This window comes from Macrococcus animalis, assembly GCF_047425875.1.
In the GTDB taxonomy this organism is placed as follows: domain Bacteria; phylum Bacillota; class Bacilli; order Staphylococcales; family Staphylococcaceae; genus Macrococcoides; species Macrococcoides animalis.
On the sequence record NZ_CP179727.1, the window covers coordinates 308324 to 328660 of the forward strand.

Below are 20337 nucleotides of genomic sequence, written 5' to 3' on the forward strand. Positions count from 1 at the left end.
TGCTTAATAATTTGTAAGTATTAATTACATAGTGTGGATTGGGCTACCCATTGCAACTTCAGCTGCTTCCATTGTAATTTCACCTAAAGATGGATGAGCATGGATAGTTAATGCGATATCTTCAGCTGTCATACCAGTTTCAATTGCTAATCCTAATTCTGCGATCATATCTGATGCTCCAGAACCAGCGATTTGAGCTCCAATTAATAAACCATCTTCTTTTAATGTGATTAATTTTAAGAATCCATCAGTTTCACCAATAGATAATGCACGGCCATTAGCTGCATATGGGAATTTAGAAGCTTTGTATTCTAAACCTTCTTCTTTAGCCATAGCTTCTGTATAACCTACAGTTGCTAATTCAGGCTCAGTGAAACATACAGCAGGGATTGCTAAGTAGTCAACTTCTGATTTTTCACCAGAGATAACTTCAGCAGCAACTTTACCTTCGTATGAAGCTTTGTGAGCAAGTGGAGGACCCGCAACGATATCTCCAATTGCAAAGATATTTTCTACTGAAGAACGACTTTCTTCATTAACTTCAACTAAACCACGTTCAGTTAATTTTACACCTAATGATTCTAAACCAATTTCTTCAGTGTTAGGACGACGTCCTACAGTTACTAAACAGTAGTCCGCTTCAATCACTTGTGTTTCACCTTTAACTTCATAAGTTACTTTAACACCAGTTTCGCTCTCTTCAGCTGATTTAGCCATTGCTTCAGTAACAATGTCTACACCTTTAGCTTTAAGACCTTTTTTAACAACTTGTGTCATTTGTTTTTCGAATCCACCTAAAATATCTTTAGACCCTTCTAAAATAGTAACTTTAGTACCGAAGTTAGCGTAAGCAGTTCCTAATTCAGAACCGATGTATCCGCCTCCAACAACTACTAAGCTTTTTGGAATTTCAGTTAATGCTAATGCACCTGTTGAATCAATTACACGTTTGTTAAATTTGAAGTTTGGAATTTCAATAGGACGTGATCCAGTTGCGATGATTGCATGTTTGAAAGTATAAGTTTGAGAAGCTTTTTCAGTCATAACTTTTAAGTTGTTTTGATCAACGAAATAAGCTTCACCTTCAACGATTTCAACTTTGTTACCTTTTAATAATGCGCCAACACCGCCAGTTAATTTCTTAACAACGCCGCCTTTGAATTCTTGAACTTTAGAGAAATCTACAGTAACGTTCTCAGCTTTAATTCCGAATTCCTCAGAATGAATAGCTGTCTCATATTTATGAGATGCAGATAATAAAGCTTTTGATGGAATACAACCAACGTTTAAACAAACGCCACCTAAACTTCCTTTTTCTACAATTGTTACTTTTTGTCCTAATTGTGCTGCACGAATTGCTGCAACGTATCCTCCAGGACCTGCTCCAATGACAATAGTGTCTGTTTCAATAGGAAAATCTCCAACTACCATTTGCTTACCCCTCCATTAATAATAATTCTGGATTATTTAATAAACGCTTAATATGATTCATAGCATTTTGTCCTGTTGCACCATCAATTTGACGGTGGTCAAAACTTAATGATAATGCTAATACTGGTGCAGCAACGATTTCTCCGTCTTTAACGATTGCTTTTTGAGCAATACGACCGATACCTAAGATTGCTACTTCAGGGTGATTAATTACAGGAGTGAACCATTGTCCACCAGCTGAACCTATATTACTAATTGTACATGAAGCACCCTTCATTTCGCTAGGAGAAAGTTTTCCATCACGCGCTTTTACTGCTAATTCGTTAATTTCATCAGAAATTGCGAAGATTGATTTACGGTCTGCATTTTTAACGACTGGAACTAATAAACCACGGTCAGTGTCAGCTGCAATACCGATATTGTAGTAATGTTTGTGTACTACTTCTTCAGTTGCATCATCTAATGAAGTGTTTAATGCTGGATAAGCTTTTAATGCTGAAACTAAAGCTTTAACAACGTATGGTAAGAATGTTAATTTAGTACCTTGTTCTGCTGCAACTTCTTTGAATTTCTTACGGTGATCCCAAAGTGCTTGAACTTCGATTTCATCCATTAATGTTACGTGAGGTGCAGTATGTTTAGAATTAACCATTGCTTTAGCAATTGCTTTACGCATAGCAGGAATTTTTTCGCGTGTTTCTGGGAATTCACCTTCTGGTGCTGCAATTGGTTGTGGTGCAGCTTTTTCAGTTGATGCCGCAGTGTCAGCTTTTGGAGCTTCTGATGCTACAGCAGCAGTTGCGCCACCATTTAAGTATGCAGTGATATCGTCTTTGATAACACGACCGTTTTTACCAGTTCCAGTAACTGCTTTAATATTTACACCTTGTTCACGTGCAAATTTACGTACTGAAGGCATAGCGATAACGCGACGTTTTTCATCTATTTCTCCAGCTGGTGCAACAGGTGCATCAGCTTTTGGTGCTTCTGCTTTAGCTTCTTCTTTAACTTCTGCAGGTGCTTCTGCTTCTTTTTCTGCAGCTGCGTCCTGAGCATGAGCATCATCAGAATCGATAGTTACGATAACGTCACCTAAATTTGCAACTGTTCCTTCTTCTGCTACGATTGTGTTGATTGTTCCTGAAACAGGAGATGGAATTTCTACTACTGATTTATCATTTTGTACTTCACATAAAATATCGTCTTCTGCGATGTTATCTCCAGCTGCTACGAACCACTTTACGATTTCACCTTCAAAAATCCCCTCACCAAGAGCGGGTAATTTAAATTCAAATGCCACAATAAATTCCTCCTAAGAATTAATTTAATTAATAATTTTATAAATGATGAAAAGTAACAAAGTCAAAGCAATGTTACTTTTCACGATGTGCTATAACAAGATATTAAAATTCATATTAGAATTCTAAAGTCTTTTTAGCTGCTTCAATAATATCTTCTTTGTTTGGTAACCAAACGTTTTCAGCTTGCGTATATGGGTAAGCAGTATCGCTAGCTGCAACACGAGCAATAGGTGCTTCTAATGATAATACTGCACGTTCTGAGATTTCAGATACAACAGTAGCCCCAACACCAGCTTGCTTCTGAGCTTCTTGCACTACTACAACACGGCCAGTTTTTTCAACTGAAGCAATAATTGTTTCAATATCTAATGGTTGAACTGTACGTAAATCGATAACTTCGATTGAGTGACCGTCTTTTGCTAACTCTTCAGCAGCTTTCATTGATTCTTGAACCATTGCACCGTAAGTGATGATAGAAAGGTCAGTACCTTCTTGTTTCACAGCTGCTTTACCGATTTCGATTGTGTACTCTTCTTCAGGTACTTCTTCACGGAAAGAACGGTATAATTTCATATGCTCTAAGAATACAACTGGGTCATTGTCTCTAATTGCAGAGATTAATAATCCTTTTGCATCATAAGGACTTGAAGGAATAACTACTTTTAAACCTGGTGTTTGAGCAACTAATCCTTCTAAATTATCTGCGTGTAATTCAGGAGTATGCACACCACCACCAAAAGGTGAACGGATTACAACCGGAGCCGATTTAGTACCGCCTGAACGGAAGCTTTGACGTGATAATTGTGCTGCTAAAGAATCGAATACTTCGAATACGAAACCAAAGAATTGGATTTCCATAACAGGACGGTAACCCGTTAAAGTGAAACCAACTGCTAAACCACCAATACCTGATTCTGCAAGTGGTGTATCGAATACACGATCTTCACCGAATTCTTTTTGAAGTCCTTCAGTCGCACGGAATACACCACCGTTGACACCAACGTCTTCTCCGAATACTAAAACGTTTTCGTCATTTTTAAGTTCAGTTTGAAGTGCATTTGTAATTGCTTGAATCATCGTTAATTGTGCCATGACTTACTTCGACTCCTTCTCTTTATGAATTTCATATTGTTCTTTTAAATTGAAAGGCATTTCTTCTGTATACATTAATTCAATTAATTGCGAAACAGTTTGTTTTGGAGTTGCATCTGCCTCTTTAATTGCATTTTTAATATCTTCTTTCGCTTTTTCGATTATTTCGTTTTCTTTTTCTTCAGTCCATAAACCTTTGTTTTCTAAGAACTTACGGAAACGAACTAATGGATCTTTCTTAACCCATTCAGCATCCTCGTCAGAAGTTCTGTAACGTGTTGGGTCATCCCCAGCCATTGTATGTGGACCATATCTATAAGTAATTGTTTCAATTAATGTTGGACCTTCACCCGCAACTGCTCTATCACGCGCTTCTTTTGTTGCGTAGTAAACTGCTAATGCATCCATACCGTCTACTACGATACCAGGAATACCAGCCGCAACTGCTTTTTGTGCTAAAGTTTTAGCTGCAGTTTGTTTACTACGTGGTGTAGAGATTGCATAGTTATTGTTTTGGATAACGAAGATTGCAGGTGCTTTGTAAGCAGATGCAAAGTTAATACCTTCATAGAAATCACCTTGCGAAGTACCACCGTCACCAGTGTATGTAATTGCTACTGCTTTTGTACCACGTTTTTTTAGACCTAAAGCTACCCCAGCAGTTTGAACATATTGCGCACCTATGATGATTTGTGGTGCCAATGCGTTCATACCTTCAGGCATCTGAGAACCGATAAAGTGTCCTCTTGACCATAAGAATGCTTTTGTTAAAGGTAAACCTTGCCAGATTAATTGAGGCACGTCACGGTAACCTGGTAAAATGAAGTCATCTTTCTCTAAAGCATAATGAGACGCTAATTGAGATGCTTCTTGTCCAGCTGTTGGTGCGTAGAAACCTAATCGACCTTGTCTGTTTAATGAGATAGAACGTTGGTCTAATAATCTCGTCCAGACCATTCTTTCCATTAATTCTACTAATTGTTCGTCAGTTAATTCAGGCATATACTCTTCATTAACTACATTTCCGTCTAAATCTAATACTTGTACTACTTCAAATTTCTCTTCGATTTCACGTAAATTTGAAACAGCGTCGAATGGGGCTTTCTTCTTAAGAGCCATTCTTTTCACCAAACCTTTCAATTTTGTTTTAATTACATTATCTATCATATCATATTTGTGTATTACAGATAAAGAAAAAGATATAAAAGAAAAAACAGCGTCATAACTATGGTTACGAGCGCTGTATTACCACAATAATTTTACTGTTATATATCAGTAAACGCTTTCATTTTAACAATTTTGACACAAAAATCACGCTTCATTTAAAGTTTTTACAATCGGTTTCTTCACTTGTTCCACATCACGTGTAGTTTTAGTATAATCATCTGTTTTCAGTTGGAACTTTTCATATAACTTTGAAAGTGCTGCAATCTTTTTGTTTACTAATTTTTTGTCGATGACATCTTCTTTTAAATAATTAAATAAGTCTAGTTCTTTAATCAATATTTCGTGATATGAATTCATCATCGACTCATGTTTAGCGTATTTATCTTCTAAAACAATGACTAACTTTTCTACATGCTTTTTCTGTGTTTTATCAGCAATAGCTTTAGCATCCTTTTTTGATGCTTCAAAAATTTGTTTAGACTTCCCCATCGCTATTGACTCTTTTTCAGCAATCTGTTTTCGTTCATTGGTATTTTTAATTAAATCATCAGCTAAACCGTTCATTTGATCAGCCTTCGCTTTATTCACTTTATTAAATAATTGTAATTTAGTATTCTCAAGTTTTTCTAAATTTTCACTTGCTTTCACAATTTGTTTTTCATTTTTATTTGCTTCATCTACTTGTTTGTAAAATGCTTCTAAATCAGCAGTTTTATTTGAACAAGCAACGAGTAATGCCATTAAAACTAAAAGCAAAACTCCCTTTATACAATTCATACTAATTTCCTCCTCTTTTTATGATTATCATGTTATATCTTTTTTCCTTTTATTTCAATGTATATAATGCATTTCGAATCGTAATCTGATATATTTTATATTAATAAAGGAGATGTATTTATGCTAACAATGAATGATGTTATAAGAGATGGACACCCAACTTTACGAGAAAAAGCTCAGGAGGTTAAGTTTCCACTATCTGAAGAAAACAAAAAATTAATTGACGAAATGCTAGAATTTTTAAAGATGAGTCAAGATGATGCTCTTTCAAAAAAATATAATTTAAGAAGTGGTGTAGGCATCGCAGCTCCGCAACTTAACCATAAAAAACGTATGCTCGCCATTTATTTTTACGATGAAAAAAATGAAAAATATGTTGAACATCAGTTGATAAATCCTAAAATAATAAGTCACAGTGTAGAAAAAGCATATTTACCAACTGGTGAGGGATGTTTGAGTGTAGATGAGAACATCCCGGGTCTCGTGCATCGTTATGCACGTATTACAGTTAAAGCCTTTAAACCAGATGGCAAGGAAGTTAAATTACGCTTAAAAGACTTCAGTGCGATAGTAGCACAACATGAAATCGACCATTTAAATGGCGTAATGTTTTATGATCATATCAACAAAGAAAATCCAATGGAAGTTCAAGATAATGCTATAGCAGTCCAATAAGCAAAAGGCTCCGAAACAACGATTGATATCATCAGCTGTTTCGGAGCTTTTTTATCACATTTTGAACGCATAAAAAAAATCGTTCATTAAATAAAGTCATCATTTCTTTCTTCGTATCGAATACCTTCATCATCTAAAAATCTCATTAAAGTACGCATCGTAGATATATCCATCATCTCTGGATCTGTGACATGAGGAGCTGTATGTACTTCTACTGGATTAAATTTCTGATATACATAATTCATAGTTACTTCATTCCTACGTTTATTAAACTCTATATAATCAAGCGTTAATACTTCATGGGTGTTGGCACTTAAAATATTCGTTTTTATTTCTTCTATCGTTTTCATACTATTCACCTTTAATCTATTAGTTTAAAATGCTTAAATGCTTTCATAATACCTTCATTATTTACATCATCCGTTACATAATCTGCTACTTCTTTTAGTGCATCGACTCCATTTCCCATCACGATACCTAATCCAACGCCTTCTATCATTTCTAAGTCATTATTGCCGTCACCTACGGCAATACAGTCCTCGACTGGAATATTAAGTACTTCACTCACTTTCTTAATCCCTTCAAATTTAGATCCCCCTGTTGGCACTACATCGCGACTCATTTCATGCCATCGAATAAATCTAATTTTGTCATACTTCCCGTCATAGTAAATATCTTCTTCTGGTGTATTAAAGAGCAACGTTTGATAAATCGGCTTATCAAGATAGAAATTTACTTCATGTCTTGGATGATCAAATTTTAATGTACCAATACTTTCTTTAATATAATCATGATATTCAATATTTGAAACCATTTCATGTTCATTTAAAAAGACTAATGGGTGATTGTTAGCAGTTGCATCGATCTCTAATTTTTTTAATGATTCTAAATCTAGTGGATTTTCATAAACTATTTCACCATTCATCTTTGCGAACTGACCATTAAATGAAATATAATTTTTAATACCGGTTTCTTTCAGAACATCTTGAAGCATGAACGGTGCACGCCCCGTTGCAATCGCTAATATATGCCCATTTTCCTGTAATACATTAATCGTTTTCTTTGTTGCTTCACTCATCACTTTATCGTCATTATAAAGTGTGCCATCAATATCAAAAAATATTAAATGCTGTTTCATTTGTCTGCCTCCATGCTAATTATTTATCTTTAGTGTACCTTTTTGTACGCTTTAATTCAAAAATGTATTATTATATATATTAAGAAGTTATATGCAAAGACTTTACACTACCATATTAATTCATGTAAGATAATAATACTTATACATTTAATATAAATGTCTTGTACGGTTTATGTTTAGCCCTAGACTTCTAGGGCATTCTTTATGTATATATATTAACGAGGAGGCTATTTATAAATGGCAATTTTTAAAGTATTTTTTCAAGAAGACAAAAGTGAAGTAATTATTCGTGAGAACACACAGGTTAAATATTTCGAAGCCGTTAGCGAAGAGCAGGTTAGAAGATATTTACTCGATCGTCCTTATAACATTGAATTTGTTCAAGAATTACAAGGTGCTCATCTAGAGTATGAACAAAAAGCTGAAAACTATAACGTGGAGACTATCTAAATGAAGCCTTTACAAAAGAATGAAGTCGGTGTATTCGCCCTTGGTGGAATGGGTGAAATCGGTAAAAATACCTACGCCGTTGAGTATCATGATGAAATTATCGTCATTGATGCAGGTATCAAGTTTCCCGAGGACGAGTTACTTGGTATCGATTATGTCATTCCTGATTATACATACTTGGTACAAAACCAAGAACGTATAAAAGGATTATTCATTACTCATGGTCACGAAGATCATATTGGTGGTGTGCCATTCTTATTAAAACAATTAAATATTCCAATTTACGGGGGTCCTTTAGCGTTAGGATTAATTCGAAATAAATTAGAAGAACATGGGTTATTGAGAACGGCAAGTTTAAATCCAATTACAGAAGATAGTGTTTTTGAATTTAAACATTTAAAGGTATCTTTTTATTTAACGACACACTCAATTCCTGAAGCTTACGGCGTAATCGTCGATACTCCAGAAGGCAAGATTGTGCATACAGGGGACTTTAAATTCGACTTTACACCTGTTGGCGAACCAGCTAACATAGCAAAAATGGCTCAGCTCGGTGAAGAAGGTGTACTATGTTTATTATCTGACTCAACGAATGCTGAAATTCCTAATTTTACTATTAGTGAACGCGAAGTGGGTCAAAACGTTGAACAAATTTTTAGAAAATGTAATGGGCGTATTATTTTCGCGACATTTGCATCAAACATTTATCGTGTTCAACAAGCAATTGAGGCAGCTGTAAAGTTTGATCGTAAGATTGTTATATTCGGTCGTTCTATGGAGAACAATATTAAAATCGGTACAGAACTTGGATATATTAAAGTACCACCTGAAACGTTTGTTGAATCGAATAAGATTAACAGTATTCCTAAGCATAAATTATTAATCTTATGTACTGGCTCTCAAGGAGAACCGATGGCAGCACTTTCTCGAATTGCAAATGGTACGCACCGTCAAATTTCAATTATTCCAGATGATACTGTTATCTTCTCATCTTCTCCGATACCTGGTAACACATTGAGTGTCAACCGAACAATCAACGCTTTATATAAAGCAGGTGCTGATGTAATACACGGTAAATTATCAAACATCCACACATCGGGACATGGTTCTCAAGAAGAGCAAAAATTGATGCTTCGATTAATGAAACCAAAGTTCTTTATGCCAATTCATGGTGAGTATCGTATGCAAAGTCTTCATGGACAACTCGGTGTTGACTGTGGTGTTCACCCTGACAATGTATTTATTCATGAAAATGGTGATATATTAGCGCTAACGAAAGATAGTGCAAGATTTGGTGGTAGAGTTACTTCTGGCAATATTTTAGTTGATGGTAGTGGTATAGGAGATATTGGTAATGTGGTGATTAAAGACCGTAAGATATTATCTGAAGAAGGTTTAGTAATTGTCGTTGTTAGTATTGACTTTACAACGAATCAATTACTCAGTGGACCAGATATTATTTCTCGTGGATTCGTATATATGCGTGAATCTGGTCATTTAATTTATGATGCAAGTCGACTATTGAAGAAGAAAGTAATTGAAAAATTAAATTCTGGTGAAGAACTTGAATGGCACCATATTAAGAACGTCATTTCAGAAAGCTTGTCACCGTATCTATATGAAAAGACTAAACGCAAACCAATGATTCTACCTATGATTATGGATGTTAATAAAAATAGTAAAGATACAATTAAATAAGATATAGAAACATTAGAATAAAAGTTTAAAGACCAAAAGTATAACCTATACTTTTGGTCTTTTTTATACAAATTTTTCTTAAGTTCTTAGCAATATATGATAATATTTACGTCTCAAGCATTCTAATTAATCTAGCTGGTACACCAACGTATAATCCATTATCTACACACTTCTTATTAACTACTGAACCAGCCCCAATGACACATCCTTTTCCTATTGTTACACTAGGTAGTACCGTTACATTAGTCCCTATCCATGTGCCATCACCTACAGTGATATCTTTACCTATAAGTAACCCTGCTCTATGTTCACTTGAACTAATTTCATGTGTAACGCCACAAAAAGTGACATTCATAGCAATATCACAGTTTTTACCAATGGTTACTTTTGAATTGGAATTTTCAAAAAGACAATTATAATTAATAAAAGTGCCATTGCCAATTTTTATATTATTAGTCACAAAAAATTGTCCTGCAAACAATCTGCTGTTACCTAAATCCATTTTGAATTGTTTATATAAAATTGCACGAGATTTCATTGATAAAAAGTTACTTGCAGCTATTTTATTTATACAAATATTCCACACTTTTCTGTATATCATTTGTTTCATAGTTATAATAACCCCTCAAGAAATATTTGTAAATTAATATGCAAATTAATTATAACATAAATAAAAAAGAAAATAATAAAAAAACAAACTTATATGAATATAAGTTTGTTTTAAATATTAATCATTAACAATTTTTTTCTCAAATCGATTTAAGTCATTATCATGACCAATCATTATTAATATATCACCATTTTCTATTTCAACGGTTGGATCTGGAGAAACAATAATCTCCTTGCCTCGCTTTACTGCAATGATATTGAGTCCATAATTTGCACGAATATCTAAATCAAGTATCGAATTACCAGCTAGTGTATGTCCTGCTCTAATTTCTACAATTGAGTGTTGGTCAGAAAGCTCCAAATAATCCAATACTGATGAACTTGCTACATTATGGGCTATACGACGACCCATATCACGTTCAGGGTGTACGACAGTGTCAGCACCAATCTTATTAAGTACTTTCGCATGATAATCATTTTGTGCTTTTGCAGTTACTTTCTTTACACCAATATCTTTTAAAATAAGCGTTGTTAAAATACTTGCTTGAATATTATCTCCTATTGCAACAATAACATGATCAAAATTACGAATACCTAAGCTTTTTAAAACATTCTCATCAGTCGTATCCGCAATAACTGCATGCGTTGCAATATCTGCGTATTCATTAACACGTGCTTCGTCAGAATCGATTGCCATTACGTCCATATCTAATGCATTTAATTCCTTTACGATACTACCGCCAAAGCGTCCTAAGCCAATGACTACAAATTCCTTCTCCATACTATCCCTCCATTACTTTCTCTTACCTTTGACATATTCAGTATCGAATACAAATAGTCTTAATAACAAATATAAAGAAGGAAGTAATAAAAGTAAACCTAAAATAAACACGATAACAAGACTAAAAGCCATTGTCTCATTCACGACAGCTTTATCCATATTAACATAAGGGTATAAAATGTATGGTAATTTAGAAATTCCATAGCCATAAAAAGCTGTCGCATATTGTAATACTACCATTATCAGTGCAATTTCTAAATTTCTTTCTAAATAGTATAAAGCGAAAGCGATTAAGAAAAATATGATACTCAATCCAAATAACCACCAGTATTCACCCGTTGCCACATCGAAGTGCTCTTTATTTTGCTGTCTTAAACTTAAAAATGTAAATTGGCATATAACCAACATTGGTAATGCCCAAATTAAAAACCAAGTTCTTAATATCTTATATGCAGGTAAATCGTTTGCTTTCTTAGCATAAACAGTTAAAAATGCTGATGAAATGTATAGCACTGATATGATACACAAGAATACAACACTCCATGAGAATGGACTCATCAAAAGTTCAAACCATTTCAGCTCTACGCCCTTAGCGGTCTTTGTAATGAATCCCCCTTCTGAAATAGTTAATACCGTCGAGAATGCTGCTGGTATTAACAATCCTGAAATCCCATATAACGCTACCCATGCCAATTTCGAGTCTTTACCGTATGTTTCAAAGGCATAGAACGCACCTCGAATTGTAAGTAATAATAATGCGACACTTACAGGAATTAATAAGGTTGATCCAAAGTAATATGCAGTGTCAGGAAAGAATCCAACGATTCCTACAAAGAAAAATACAAGGAAAACGTTTGTTACTTCCCACACTGGATTTAAATATCGTGAAATAACATCTCTTAATTCATTTTCTTGCCCAGTAACTTTTGCATATAATATAAAAAATCCTGCTCCAAAGTCAATCGCGCCTAAAATAACATAGCCAAATAAAAATGTCCATAATACTAAAATACCAATGTGTTGATAGTCCATTATTTGACACCTCCATTAGCATATTGATCTACATCAAATTGGGCAGGTTTATCTTTGTACATTCGTATTAATACGAAACTACATGAGAAACCTAAAATTAAATAAAGAACAGCAAACGCAACAAGTACAAGACTCACACCATCAGCATGTGTAGCACCTTCTGCAACTTTCATGTATCCACGCAATAACCAAGGTTGACGTCCCATCTCTGCTAAGAACCAACCAAACTCAATTGCTAACATACATAGTGGTCCCGTTAATGCGATTAAATATAACATAAAAGTATTTGTTGCCAGTTTATTTTTAAACTTATTAAAAATAACATATAACACACTCACGGCGAAACTAAACATTCCGAAGAAAACCATTAAATCAAAGAAATAATGAATAATTAATGGTGGTTGTTCATCTTTAGGTATTTCATTTAAACCTTTAACAGTTGTATCAAAACTATTATCAGCTAAGAAACTTAACATACCTGGAATCTTAATCGCACCTTTTACTTCTTGTGTTTCTTCATCTAATACACCAAATAATACTAAATCAGCACGATTTTCGCTCTCAAAGTGCCATTCCATGGCAGCTAATTTTTCAGGTTGCTCATTATGTAAGAATTTCGCTGATAAATCCCCTGCTAAAATTGTTAATAAACTAAAAATAAGACCAACAATCATAGCCATTTTCAATGCTTTTTTGTGATAATCTTTATCTTCTGGGAATTTATTACGTAATAATTTCACTGCTGCAACACTCGCAATACAGAATGCAATTGTCATTCCACCTGTTGTAACAACATGGAATGAACGAACTAAAAATGATGAATTCAACATTGCTTGAATTGGATCTATATCAACTAATACACCGTTTTTAATATTAAAACCTTCTGGTGTATTCATAAATGAGTTCACACTCGTAATAAATAATGCACTTAACGTTGATCCAATGATAATAGGTATATTAAGTAACCAATGTGTCCATTTATTTTTAAAACGATCCCATGTATATAAATAAATACTTAAGAAAATTGCTTCAAAAAAGAAAGCAAATGTTTCCATAAATAGTGGTAGTGCAATTACTTGCCCACCCAATTGCATAAAAGATGGCCATAAAATTGATAATTGTAAACCAATGATTGTACCTGTTACAACGCCGACAGCCACTGTTATAGTGAAGGTCTTAGCAAATCTTCTTGCCATTGCAGTGTATTTAGGATTGTTATACTTAATCCCTAATCCTTCTGTAATCATGATCATTAGTGGCATACCTACACCTATTGTTGCAAAAATAATATGAAAACCTAACGTCATTGCAGTTAGTAAACGACTTAAAACAACACCATCCATGATTATCCTCCTTTTGTGATTGTACTCACATTACTTTAAGTTTAATACACCTCACTACTAATATAAAGGGTAACACCCATTTGTTTTGTGACAAATCTGTGATAATAATCTTACAAAATATAAAATAGTCAACATTAATCTATTTTATTGAATATTTATCCAAAAATCGCTATAGTATGAATAGCAAAACAATGAAAGAGAGATGACTAATAATGAATATTGAAATATACACACAAGATGCATGTCCTCCCTGCGAATTTATTAAGCAGTATTTTAACCAAAAAGATATAAGTTTTACTGAAAAAAACATTAATCATATGCCATACAAAATCGAAATGATAGATTACAATGCAATGAGTACTCCTCTTATTAAAATAGATAATCAACTATTTTATACACCTGATATAGAGGCGATAGAAACATACATGGTACAACACGATGCTTAAAGATATAATGTTTAGTATGATTGACCGATTTGGGAAAAAGCTCGTACCTTTGTTCCATACTAATCCTAAAAAAGTTGCTATTAACCAAATCTCGATTAAAGTATTACAGCAACGTCATACACGTCCACTTAGTATCGTCCATATTTCAGATTTACACATTGGATTTCAATATGATTATAATGATTTAATGGAACATATCAAAATTATTAATGATTTGAGTCCCGATATGGTCATGATTACAGGAGATTTGTTTGACAACCTAGAAAAATTTGATGGGAATCCATTTGATTATGTGCCATTACTTAAAACGATTAAAGCACCACTTGGTACATACTTTTCATATGGAAATCATGACCAACGTAGTGAACTCACTAAAAATTTAGAAACCGTTCTCTTCAACAGTCATATTGAAGTTTTGAATAACTTTGGAAAATACATTCAATTTGAAAATGAAAATATATATATTTGTGGAACTGATGATATTCTTAATGCTTCTGGTAATATAGAACAGGCTATACGTAACCGTATAGCCATAAATGATCCAACCATCGCACTTGTACATGAACCTGATTATGCAGACTTTGTTAAGAAATTTAATGTTAACATCCAACTATCTGGACATAGTCATGGCGGTCAAATTTACTTCCCACTCATTGGTGCTCCAATTAAACCAGGACTTGGACGCAAATACCTTAAAGGATTACATAAACTTAGATATAAAAAAAATATATTATACTTACATGTATCACGAGGTTTAGGTACAACACATTTACCTATTCGATTTTTTGCTAAATCGCAAATAACAAAAATTTATGTAAAATAAAAAGAAGCTGAAATTCAGCTTCTTTTTATTTTCTTATAAATAGTGATCTACAAGTTGAACAACTTCTTCTTGAGTTGCACAATTTAATGCTTGCTCAGCAATTTTAGACATTTCAACCTGACTTAAGTTCTTAATTTGACGACGTGCACGCAAAATACTTGTCGCACTCATTGAGAATTCATCCAAGCCTAAACCTAATAGTAATGGAATTGCCGTTGTATCTCCAGCCATTTCTCCACACATACCAGTCCATTTACCCTCTTTATGACTTGCATCTATCACTTGTTTCACAAGACGTAAGATTGCTGGGTTATAAGGTTGATATAAATAAGAAACACGCTCAGACATACGGTCAGCAGCCATCGTGTATTGAATTAAGTCGTTTGTACCAATACTGAAGAAGTCAACTTCTTTTGCAAAAACATCAGCCATAGCTGCAGTGGATGGAATTTCAACCATGATACCTAATTCAATGTTATCACTGAATTTAATTTTTTCTTTTGTTAAGTTTTCTTTTTCTTCTTCTAACATTGCTTTCGCTGCACGGAATTCGTTAATAGTAGCAATCATTGGGAACATGATACTTAAATTACCATGTACAGATGCACGTAATAACGCTCTTAATTGCGGTCTAAAGATTTCAGGTTGTGCTAAACATAAACGGATTGCTCTGTATCCTAAAAATGGATTCATTTCTTTCGGTAAATTTAAATAAGGTAATTCTTTATCTCCACCGATGTCCAATGTACGAACAACAACTCGTTTACCATTCATTTCTTTTAATACTTTAGCATATGCTTCATATTGTTCATCTTCAGAAGGCATATTGTCGCGTCCCATATATAAGAATTCAGTACGATATAAACCGATACCTTCAGCACCGTTATTAATAACACCTGTTAAATCTTCAGGCGTACCAATGTTAGCAGCTAATTCAACATGCGTTCCTTCAGAGGAAACCGTTTTATCATTTACTAATTGTTTTAAAAGTTCTTTCTCTTCTAAGAATTCAGATTGCTTTTGTTTATATGCAGTAATTGTAGTTTCATCTGGATTAATGATAACTTCACCCGCAATACCATCAACGATAATGAAATCACCTTGAGATACTTGCGAAGTAACGTCCTTTGTTCCAACAACTGCTGGAATTTCTAATGAACGACTCATAATAGCAGAGTGAGATGTACGTCCGCCAATATTCGTAGCAAATCCTTGAACAAATTGTTTATTTAATTGAGCTGTATCAGAAGGCGTTAAGTCTTCTGCGATAATAACTACAGGCTCATCAATTAAGGTTGGATTCGGTAAAGTTACACCTAAAATATGTGATAATACGCGCTTAGATACATCTTTAATATCTGCTGCACGTTCTTTCATATATTCGTTATCCATAGATTCAAATATTGTTACAAAGTTTGATGATACTTCAGTTAATGCAGTAGCTGCATTGACTTGATTATTGCGAATATTCTCTTCCATAGGGTTGATAAGTTCTGGATCTTCTAAAATCAATAAATGAGCATCAAAAATTGCAGCTTTATCTGGACCTAATGCCACTTCAGCATTATTTCTGATTTGCGTTAATTCTACTTTTGATTGATTGATTGCAGCTTTGAATTTTTCAACTTCAGCATCAACATCTGATATCTTTTCATTTGAAAAAGATAAATCAGGTTCAATCATAAGGTAGGCTTTCGCAATTGCTACACCATCAGATGCGCCTATACCTTGTAAGTTTGCCATTATTTACTTAAACCTTCTTTAACTAAAACATCTGTAATCGCTTCGATTGCTTCTTTTTCGTCAGATCCTTCAGCGTAGATAGTGATTTCAGCATCCTTACCAACACCTAAACTCATAACACCCATGATTGATTTTAAATTTACTTTTTTAGCATTATATTCTAATTGAATATCAGATTCAAATTTACTTGCAGTTTGTACTAACATTGTAGCTGGACGTGCGTGAATTCCTGTTTCATCAATAATTACGTAAGATTGTTGTTCCATAATAAATAATCTCCTTTGGTTGCACTTGCAACAGTTTATTTTTATATATAACTTAATTAGTCTATACGATAGATAATATATCAGATAAATGCGTCAACTTCAATTAATTGAGTGTATTACAACAAACATTTGTCTCTTCAATGTTCAAAGTGTTATAAAATTGTAAAATTTATGCCTAATAAACATATTTTGCAAACGTTTACATTAAGTCTCTTGCTACTTTTTCACACTTATCAATATGTGCTTTACCTAAACGTTTCATCATATAATAACTAATCGTTCCTGAGACTGCCTGTCCAATAACAGGTACCCATTTAGATTGTTTTAATACTTCTCGACGCAATAACATCTTAAAAATGACTGCTACTAATCCTTTAGTAACCTTTTTACCGATGAAATCACTTCCTGTTTTAGCGGCAGAGAAGATAATTTTTTGTTTCATTTCATCTGAATAACCACTAACCTGTTTATGACTTAAACCATATTCAGAGTTAATTTCTTCTATAATATCTGTCATTAATTTCATATCGGCAGAAACATCTATACCTGGTATTGGGATGACTGCTGCTGCTGAACTCATTAATGATTTATTATGAATTAATTTTTCAGAACGTTCACGTCGTTCAATTAAATCTGTTTCATTTTTCGGTAATTGATTCACGACTTTCTTAGCCACATTTTTCTTATTATTAGCAGCAACTGCATTTGTTGCCATCGTAATAGCTGTATCTAGTATTCCCATGATAAATCACCTCATAAAATAATTTAAGTATGTTTTATACCTTTTGTTTTTATTCCCGAAAAATTTAAATATAATCAATTTCCTCTGTTTACTCTGGTAAAATTTTAACGGTAACAACTTTTAAATATTTTGATGCCTTATATTTATCTGTAGTTTTAAAGTCTTTCGGTAATCCCATAACAGACTCGATTTCAAAATTACAAATGGGCTGTAATGTTTCCTCAATCATCGTTCTAAATTGCTTTAACTGAATATTTGATGCGTTAGTGGATAAAATAAGATAACCATTGTAATTTACTAACGGTACAGCAGCTGTAATCAATTCATGGTAGTTATCTTTTACTGAGAAAACTTTCTTCTTGTTACGTGAAAAACTAGGTGGATCTATAACAATAACATCAAATGTATTTAAATGACGATTAAAGTACTTTAATGCATCAAATGCATCAAGCGTGAAAAATTTTTGTGCCGTAATATCTATATCATTAATTGCAAAGTTTTGTTCCATTAGTTCAATAGAACGTTTTGCGATATCAACGTTGGTTGTATTATAATTATTAGTTGCAGCTGCAATTGAGAATCCACCAGAATATGCAAATAAATTTAAGAATTCTTTCCCCTTTGTATCAATTTTCAATAATTTTTTACGGACATCACGTTGATCTAAAAATAATCCAGTCATTGCACCTTCATTTAAATCGATCATATAGTTTAAATTATTCTCTAAAATCATAATAGGAAACTCTACTTTTTCTTCTGTGAGTTGATGGGTTGTAACATTTTTATCATATCTTAATTTTTCAAATATACTTTTATACTCAAACACTTGTACAATTGCTTCAACAATCGCAGTTTTATATTTATAAATTCCTTTTGAATACCACTGTATTAATAGATGACCATCATAGTTATCGATTGTGAAACCACCCAGCCCATCGCCTTCACCGTTATATAAACGGAAAGCATTCGTGTCAGTAGCATTAAATAACGAAGTTCTAAACGCTTTTGCTAGTTCAAATAATTTTATAAAATAATTTGTATCTATTGCCGATATAAAATCACTATCTACTTTCCAACCAAAACCTCTGTTCTGTAGACCGCAGTAAAACGTTCCCAAATGTTCTGCTGTATCAGATTGTACAGTAAATAATTCACCTTCGTGAATATCATCTTTTTGATAAATATCATCGTTTTCGATTAATAAATATCCTTGTTTAAATTTTTCTTGTTTGTTTCTTTTGAGGGTGACTCTTTTCATAATTGTACTCCTTTTTTTTGAATATCTATACTATAACACAAAAAAGGTAGGTTACACCGAAGTGCACCCTACCGATAATATTTATATTTGGAAAAATAACGCCCATCCCCATGGGTTGTTGTTTACTCTTTAATTATATACTGTATTGTTGTAGTACACAATAATAAATTCACAAAATATAACCCATGTGTGTTATATCACGCACTTTAGTAATGCTTGCGTATGTGAATTAAATAAAGCGGGATTACAAAGATAAACATCAATAGCATTATAGGTGGAATGAAGAGAGCCAAATTAATACCTTTAAAAATCATTAAATAAATACTTGTTACAATCTTTATCGTTAAAAATGAAATACTAAACAGTTGACCAAAATGACCTTTATTTTTCAAATGAATACGAATAGTAAAGTATATATAAGCGATAATAACGATTAACAAACCTACAAGGTTAATCCATTCGTAAAAATATTGCATCTTTACAACATTAAATTTACTCGCATCAAATAATATATTTCGATTATTCAATTCTATAATTGTAATAATAAACATCAATCCACTCAATAGGATTTCTACTAAAAAAGGCTTTATCCACTTTGGACGTTTAAACCAAAATGGAATATCGTCTTCTTGTAAATTAATTTTTTCTTGAATCCAATTCATCATTTTTTTAAAACTTAGAATGATTTTTTCATCTAGCTTTAGTGATGTAGATGAAAGTTTTTCAATTGTCGAGTTCGTTCCAGCCTGTAGCTTACGATTAATTTGATAATCACGTTTCTTTTTATTTCTACGACTTAATTTGTCTTCTTGTTGCTCTTGTTTAGTAGGCAATGTTCTTTTTAAGAAAACATAATTGATTAAACAAAGTGTTGCAAGTATCAATAATGAAATAAAGAAAAAATTAATGCTCATGACATCTAATGGTAAAACTTTTTCTTTATTCAAATTATCGTATACAGCCAATTGTGACATAAAATATGCTATCGCATAAATAGCGATTAAAACAATAAAATGAAATTTTCGATAATTTTCATTGAGCTTTCTTCTATTTATCGTAAAATAAACAAGTACGATGAAGAAAATTAAATAAAATAATGAGTAGAAACCATAAACTTCAAACAAAAAGACTATGATTGCGACAAGAATCAAGCTTGCTGTTAATAAATAATAATAAGCAATTGTTTTATCAAAAATCGTTGATTCTTTTAATTTTTTAGACACATATATAAATGATAGCCCTATAATAATTAATATTACACCATATAAAATTGGATAGTTATTAATATAGTGACTGAGCAATTTAATGAGTTCAAAAATATATATATTAATAAAATCAAAAAAATTATACATATGTAGTTTGTTTACTGCGATGTCCTTAAAATGTGCGATTTGCTTACCATGATAAATAATAAATATACCTAAGAATATGCTCACAACAGCAAGTAAATAACCAATTAGGATTTCGAAATTTTTTTTAATCCAGTTCATATTTCCACCTCTATATCATTATATGAAAATACTCATTAAAAGTCTTTGAAATACATAAAAATCATCCTTAAGTAT

21 protein-coding genes are annotated in these 20337 nt (G+C 32.9%); 5 read left to right on the forward strand and 16 right to left on the reverse strand.

Annotated features, from left to right (window positions below; genetic code table 11):
• Nucleotides 1-24: 24 nt before the first annotated feature.
• From lpdA to ACMGE9_RS01595, 5 genes are all read right to left on the reverse strand, one after another.
• On the reverse strand, nt 25-1431 hold the full coding sequence (gene lpdA, locus ACMGE9_RS01575) for a dihydrolipoyl dehydrogenase (protein WP_414043505.1): 1407 nt from the start codon (nt 1429-1431) through the stop codon (nt 25-27).
• 4 nt (nt 1432-1435) lie between these two features.
• The gene (locus ACMGE9_RS01580; protein WP_414043506.1) at nt 1436-2731 is read right to left on the reverse strand and encodes a dihydrolipoamide acetyltransferase family protein; all 1296 of its coding nucleotides are present in this window, start codon (nt 2729-2731) and stop codon (nt 1436-1438) included.
• 115 nt (nt 2732-2846) lie between these two features.
• Complete coding sequence (locus tag ACMGE9_RS01585; RefSeq protein ID WP_414043507.1) at nt 2847-3824, reverse strand: alpha-ketoacid dehydrogenase subunit beta; 978 nt, start codon at nt 3822-3824, stop codon at nt 2847-2849.
• A 3-nt stretch (nt 3825-3827) separates the two neighbouring features.
• A complete protein-coding gene (gene pdhA / locus ACMGE9_RS01590) occupies nt 3828-4943 on the reverse strand; it encodes a pyruvate dehydrogenase (acetyl-transferring) E1 component subunit alpha (RefSeq protein WP_414043508.1) in 1116 nt (371 codons plus the stop codon).
• A 192-nt stretch (nt 4944-5135) separates the two neighbouring features.
• Nucleotides 5136-5768, reverse strand: a complete 633-nt coding sequence (locus tag ACMGE9_RS01595; protein ID WP_414043509.1) for a YkyA family protein — start codon at nt 5766-5768, stop codon at nt 5136-5138.
• Between the two features lie 120 nt (nt 5769-5888).
• Here ACMGE9_RS01595 and def point away from each other — a divergent pair, with 120 nt between their 5' ends.
• Nucleotides 5889-6443: a peptide deformylase gene (gene def, locus ACMGE9_RS01600; protein WP_414043510.1), complete on the forward strand. Its 555-nt coding sequence runs from the start codon at nt 5889-5891 to the stop codon at nt 6441-6443.
• Nucleotides 6444-6529: 86 nt separating this feature from the next.
• On the opposite strand, the gene ACMGE9_RS01605 is transcribed toward def, so the two are convergent.
• The gene (locus ACMGE9_RS01605; RefSeq protein ID WP_414043511.1) at nt 6530-6793 is read right to left on the reverse strand and encodes a hypothetical protein; all 264 of its coding nucleotides are present in this window, start codon (nt 6791-6793) and stop codon (nt 6530-6532) included.
• An 11-nt stretch (nt 6794-6804) separates the two neighbouring features.
• A complete protein-coding gene (locus ACMGE9_RS01610; RefSeq protein ID WP_414043512.1) occupies nt 6805-7581 on the reverse strand; it encodes a Cof-type HAD-IIB family hydrolase in 777 nt (258 codons plus the stop codon).
• Between the two features lie 237 nt (nt 7582-7818).
• Here ACMGE9_RS01610 and ACMGE9_RS01615 point away from each other — a divergent pair, with 237 nt between their 5' ends.
• Together ACMGE9_RS01615 and rnjA are read left to right on the forward strand one after the other, a co-directional pair.
• Nucleotides 7819-8031, forward strand: a complete 213-nt coding sequence (locus ACMGE9_RS01615) for a DNA-dependent RNA polymerase subunit epsilon (RefSeq protein ID WP_414043513.1) — start codon at nt 7819-7821, stop codon at nt 8029-8031.
• Entirely contained in the window at nt 8032-9729 is a 1698-nt protein-coding gene (gene rnjA / locus ACMGE9_RS01620; protein ID WP_414043514.1) for a ribonuclease J1, read from the forward strand. It abuts the gene before it with no gap.
• 106 nt (nt 9730-9835) lie between these two features.
• Here the strand turns inward: rnjA and ACMGE9_RS01625 are convergent, their stop codons facing one another.
• From ACMGE9_RS01625 to ACMGE9_RS01640, 4 genes are all read right to left on the reverse strand, one after another.
• Nucleotides 9836-10339, reverse strand: a complete 504-nt coding sequence (locus tag ACMGE9_RS01625; RefSeq protein WP_414043515.1) for a DapH/DapD/GlmU-related protein — start codon at nt 10337-10339, stop codon at nt 9836-9838.
• Between the two features lie 117 nt (nt 10340-10456).
• On the reverse strand, nt 10457-11119 hold the full coding sequence (locus ACMGE9_RS01630; protein ID WP_414043516.1) for a potassium channel family protein: 663 nt from the start codon (nt 11117-11119) through the stop codon (nt 10457-10459).
• Nucleotides 11120-11131: 12 nt separating this feature from the next.
• On the reverse strand, nt 11132-12151 hold the full coding sequence (locus ACMGE9_RS01635; protein WP_414043517.1) for a cytochrome d ubiquinol oxidase subunit II: 1020 nt from the start codon (nt 12149-12151) through the stop codon (nt 11132-11134).
• Entirely contained in the window at nt 12151-13494 is a 1344-nt protein-coding gene (locus ACMGE9_RS01640) for a cytochrome ubiquinol oxidase subunit I (protein WP_414043518.1), read from the reverse strand. Before ACMGE9_RS01640 ends, ACMGE9_RS01635 begins: the two co-directional genes overlap by 1 nt.
• Before the next feature lie 212 nt (nt 13495-13706).
• On the opposite strand from ACMGE9_RS01640, the gene ACMGE9_RS01645 reads away from it, so the two are divergent.
• Nucleotides 13707-13940 (forward strand): glutaredoxin family protein, encoded by a 234-nt coding sequence (locus ACMGE9_RS01645; protein ID WP_414043519.1) that lies wholly within the window; start codon nt 13707-13709, stop codon nt 13938-13940.
• Complete coding sequence (locus ACMGE9_RS01650) at nt 13933-14763, forward strand: metallophosphoesterase (RefSeq protein ID WP_414043520.1); 831 nt, start codon at nt 13933-13935, stop codon at nt 14761-14763. Before ACMGE9_RS01645 ends, ACMGE9_RS01650 begins: the two co-directional genes overlap by 8 nt.
• A 33-nt stretch (nt 14764-14796) precedes the next feature.
• Here ACMGE9_RS01650 and ptsP read toward each other — a convergent pair whose 3' ends face one another.
• The 5 genes from ptsP to auxA form a co-directional block, all read right to left on the reverse strand.
• On the reverse strand, nt 14797-16506 hold the full coding sequence (gene ptsP / locus ACMGE9_RS01655; protein WP_414043521.1) for a phosphoenolpyruvate--protein phosphotransferase: 1710 nt from the start codon (nt 16504-16506) through the stop codon (nt 14797-14799).
• Nucleotides 16506-16772: a phosphocarrier protein HPr gene (locus tag ACMGE9_RS01660; RefSeq protein WP_414043522.1), complete on the reverse strand. Its 267-nt coding sequence runs from the start codon at nt 16770-16772 to the stop codon at nt 16506-16508. The genes ptsP and ACMGE9_RS01660 overlap by 1 nt, the downstream gene beginning before the upstream one ends.
• A gap of 199 nt (nt 16773-16971) precedes the next feature.
• Nucleotides 16972-17514: a DUF697 domain-containing protein gene (locus ACMGE9_RS01665; protein WP_414043523.1), complete on the reverse strand. Its 543-nt coding sequence runs from the start codon at nt 17512-17514 to the stop codon at nt 16972-16974.
• A gap of 88 nt (nt 17515-17602) precedes the next feature.
• The gene (locus tag ACMGE9_RS01670; protein WP_414043524.1) at nt 17603-18772 is read right to left on the reverse strand and encodes a class I SAM-dependent rRNA methyltransferase; all 1170 of its coding nucleotides are present in this window, start codon (nt 18770-18772) and stop codon (nt 17603-17605) included.
• Nucleotides 18773-18978: 206 nt separating this feature from the next.
• A complete protein-coding gene (auxA, locus tag ACMGE9_RS01675) occupies nt 18979-20262 on the reverse strand; it encodes a lipoteichoic acid stability factor AuxA (RefSeq protein WP_414043525.1) in 1284 nt (427 codons plus the stop codon).
• Nucleotides 20263-20337: the final 75 nt, after the last annotated feature.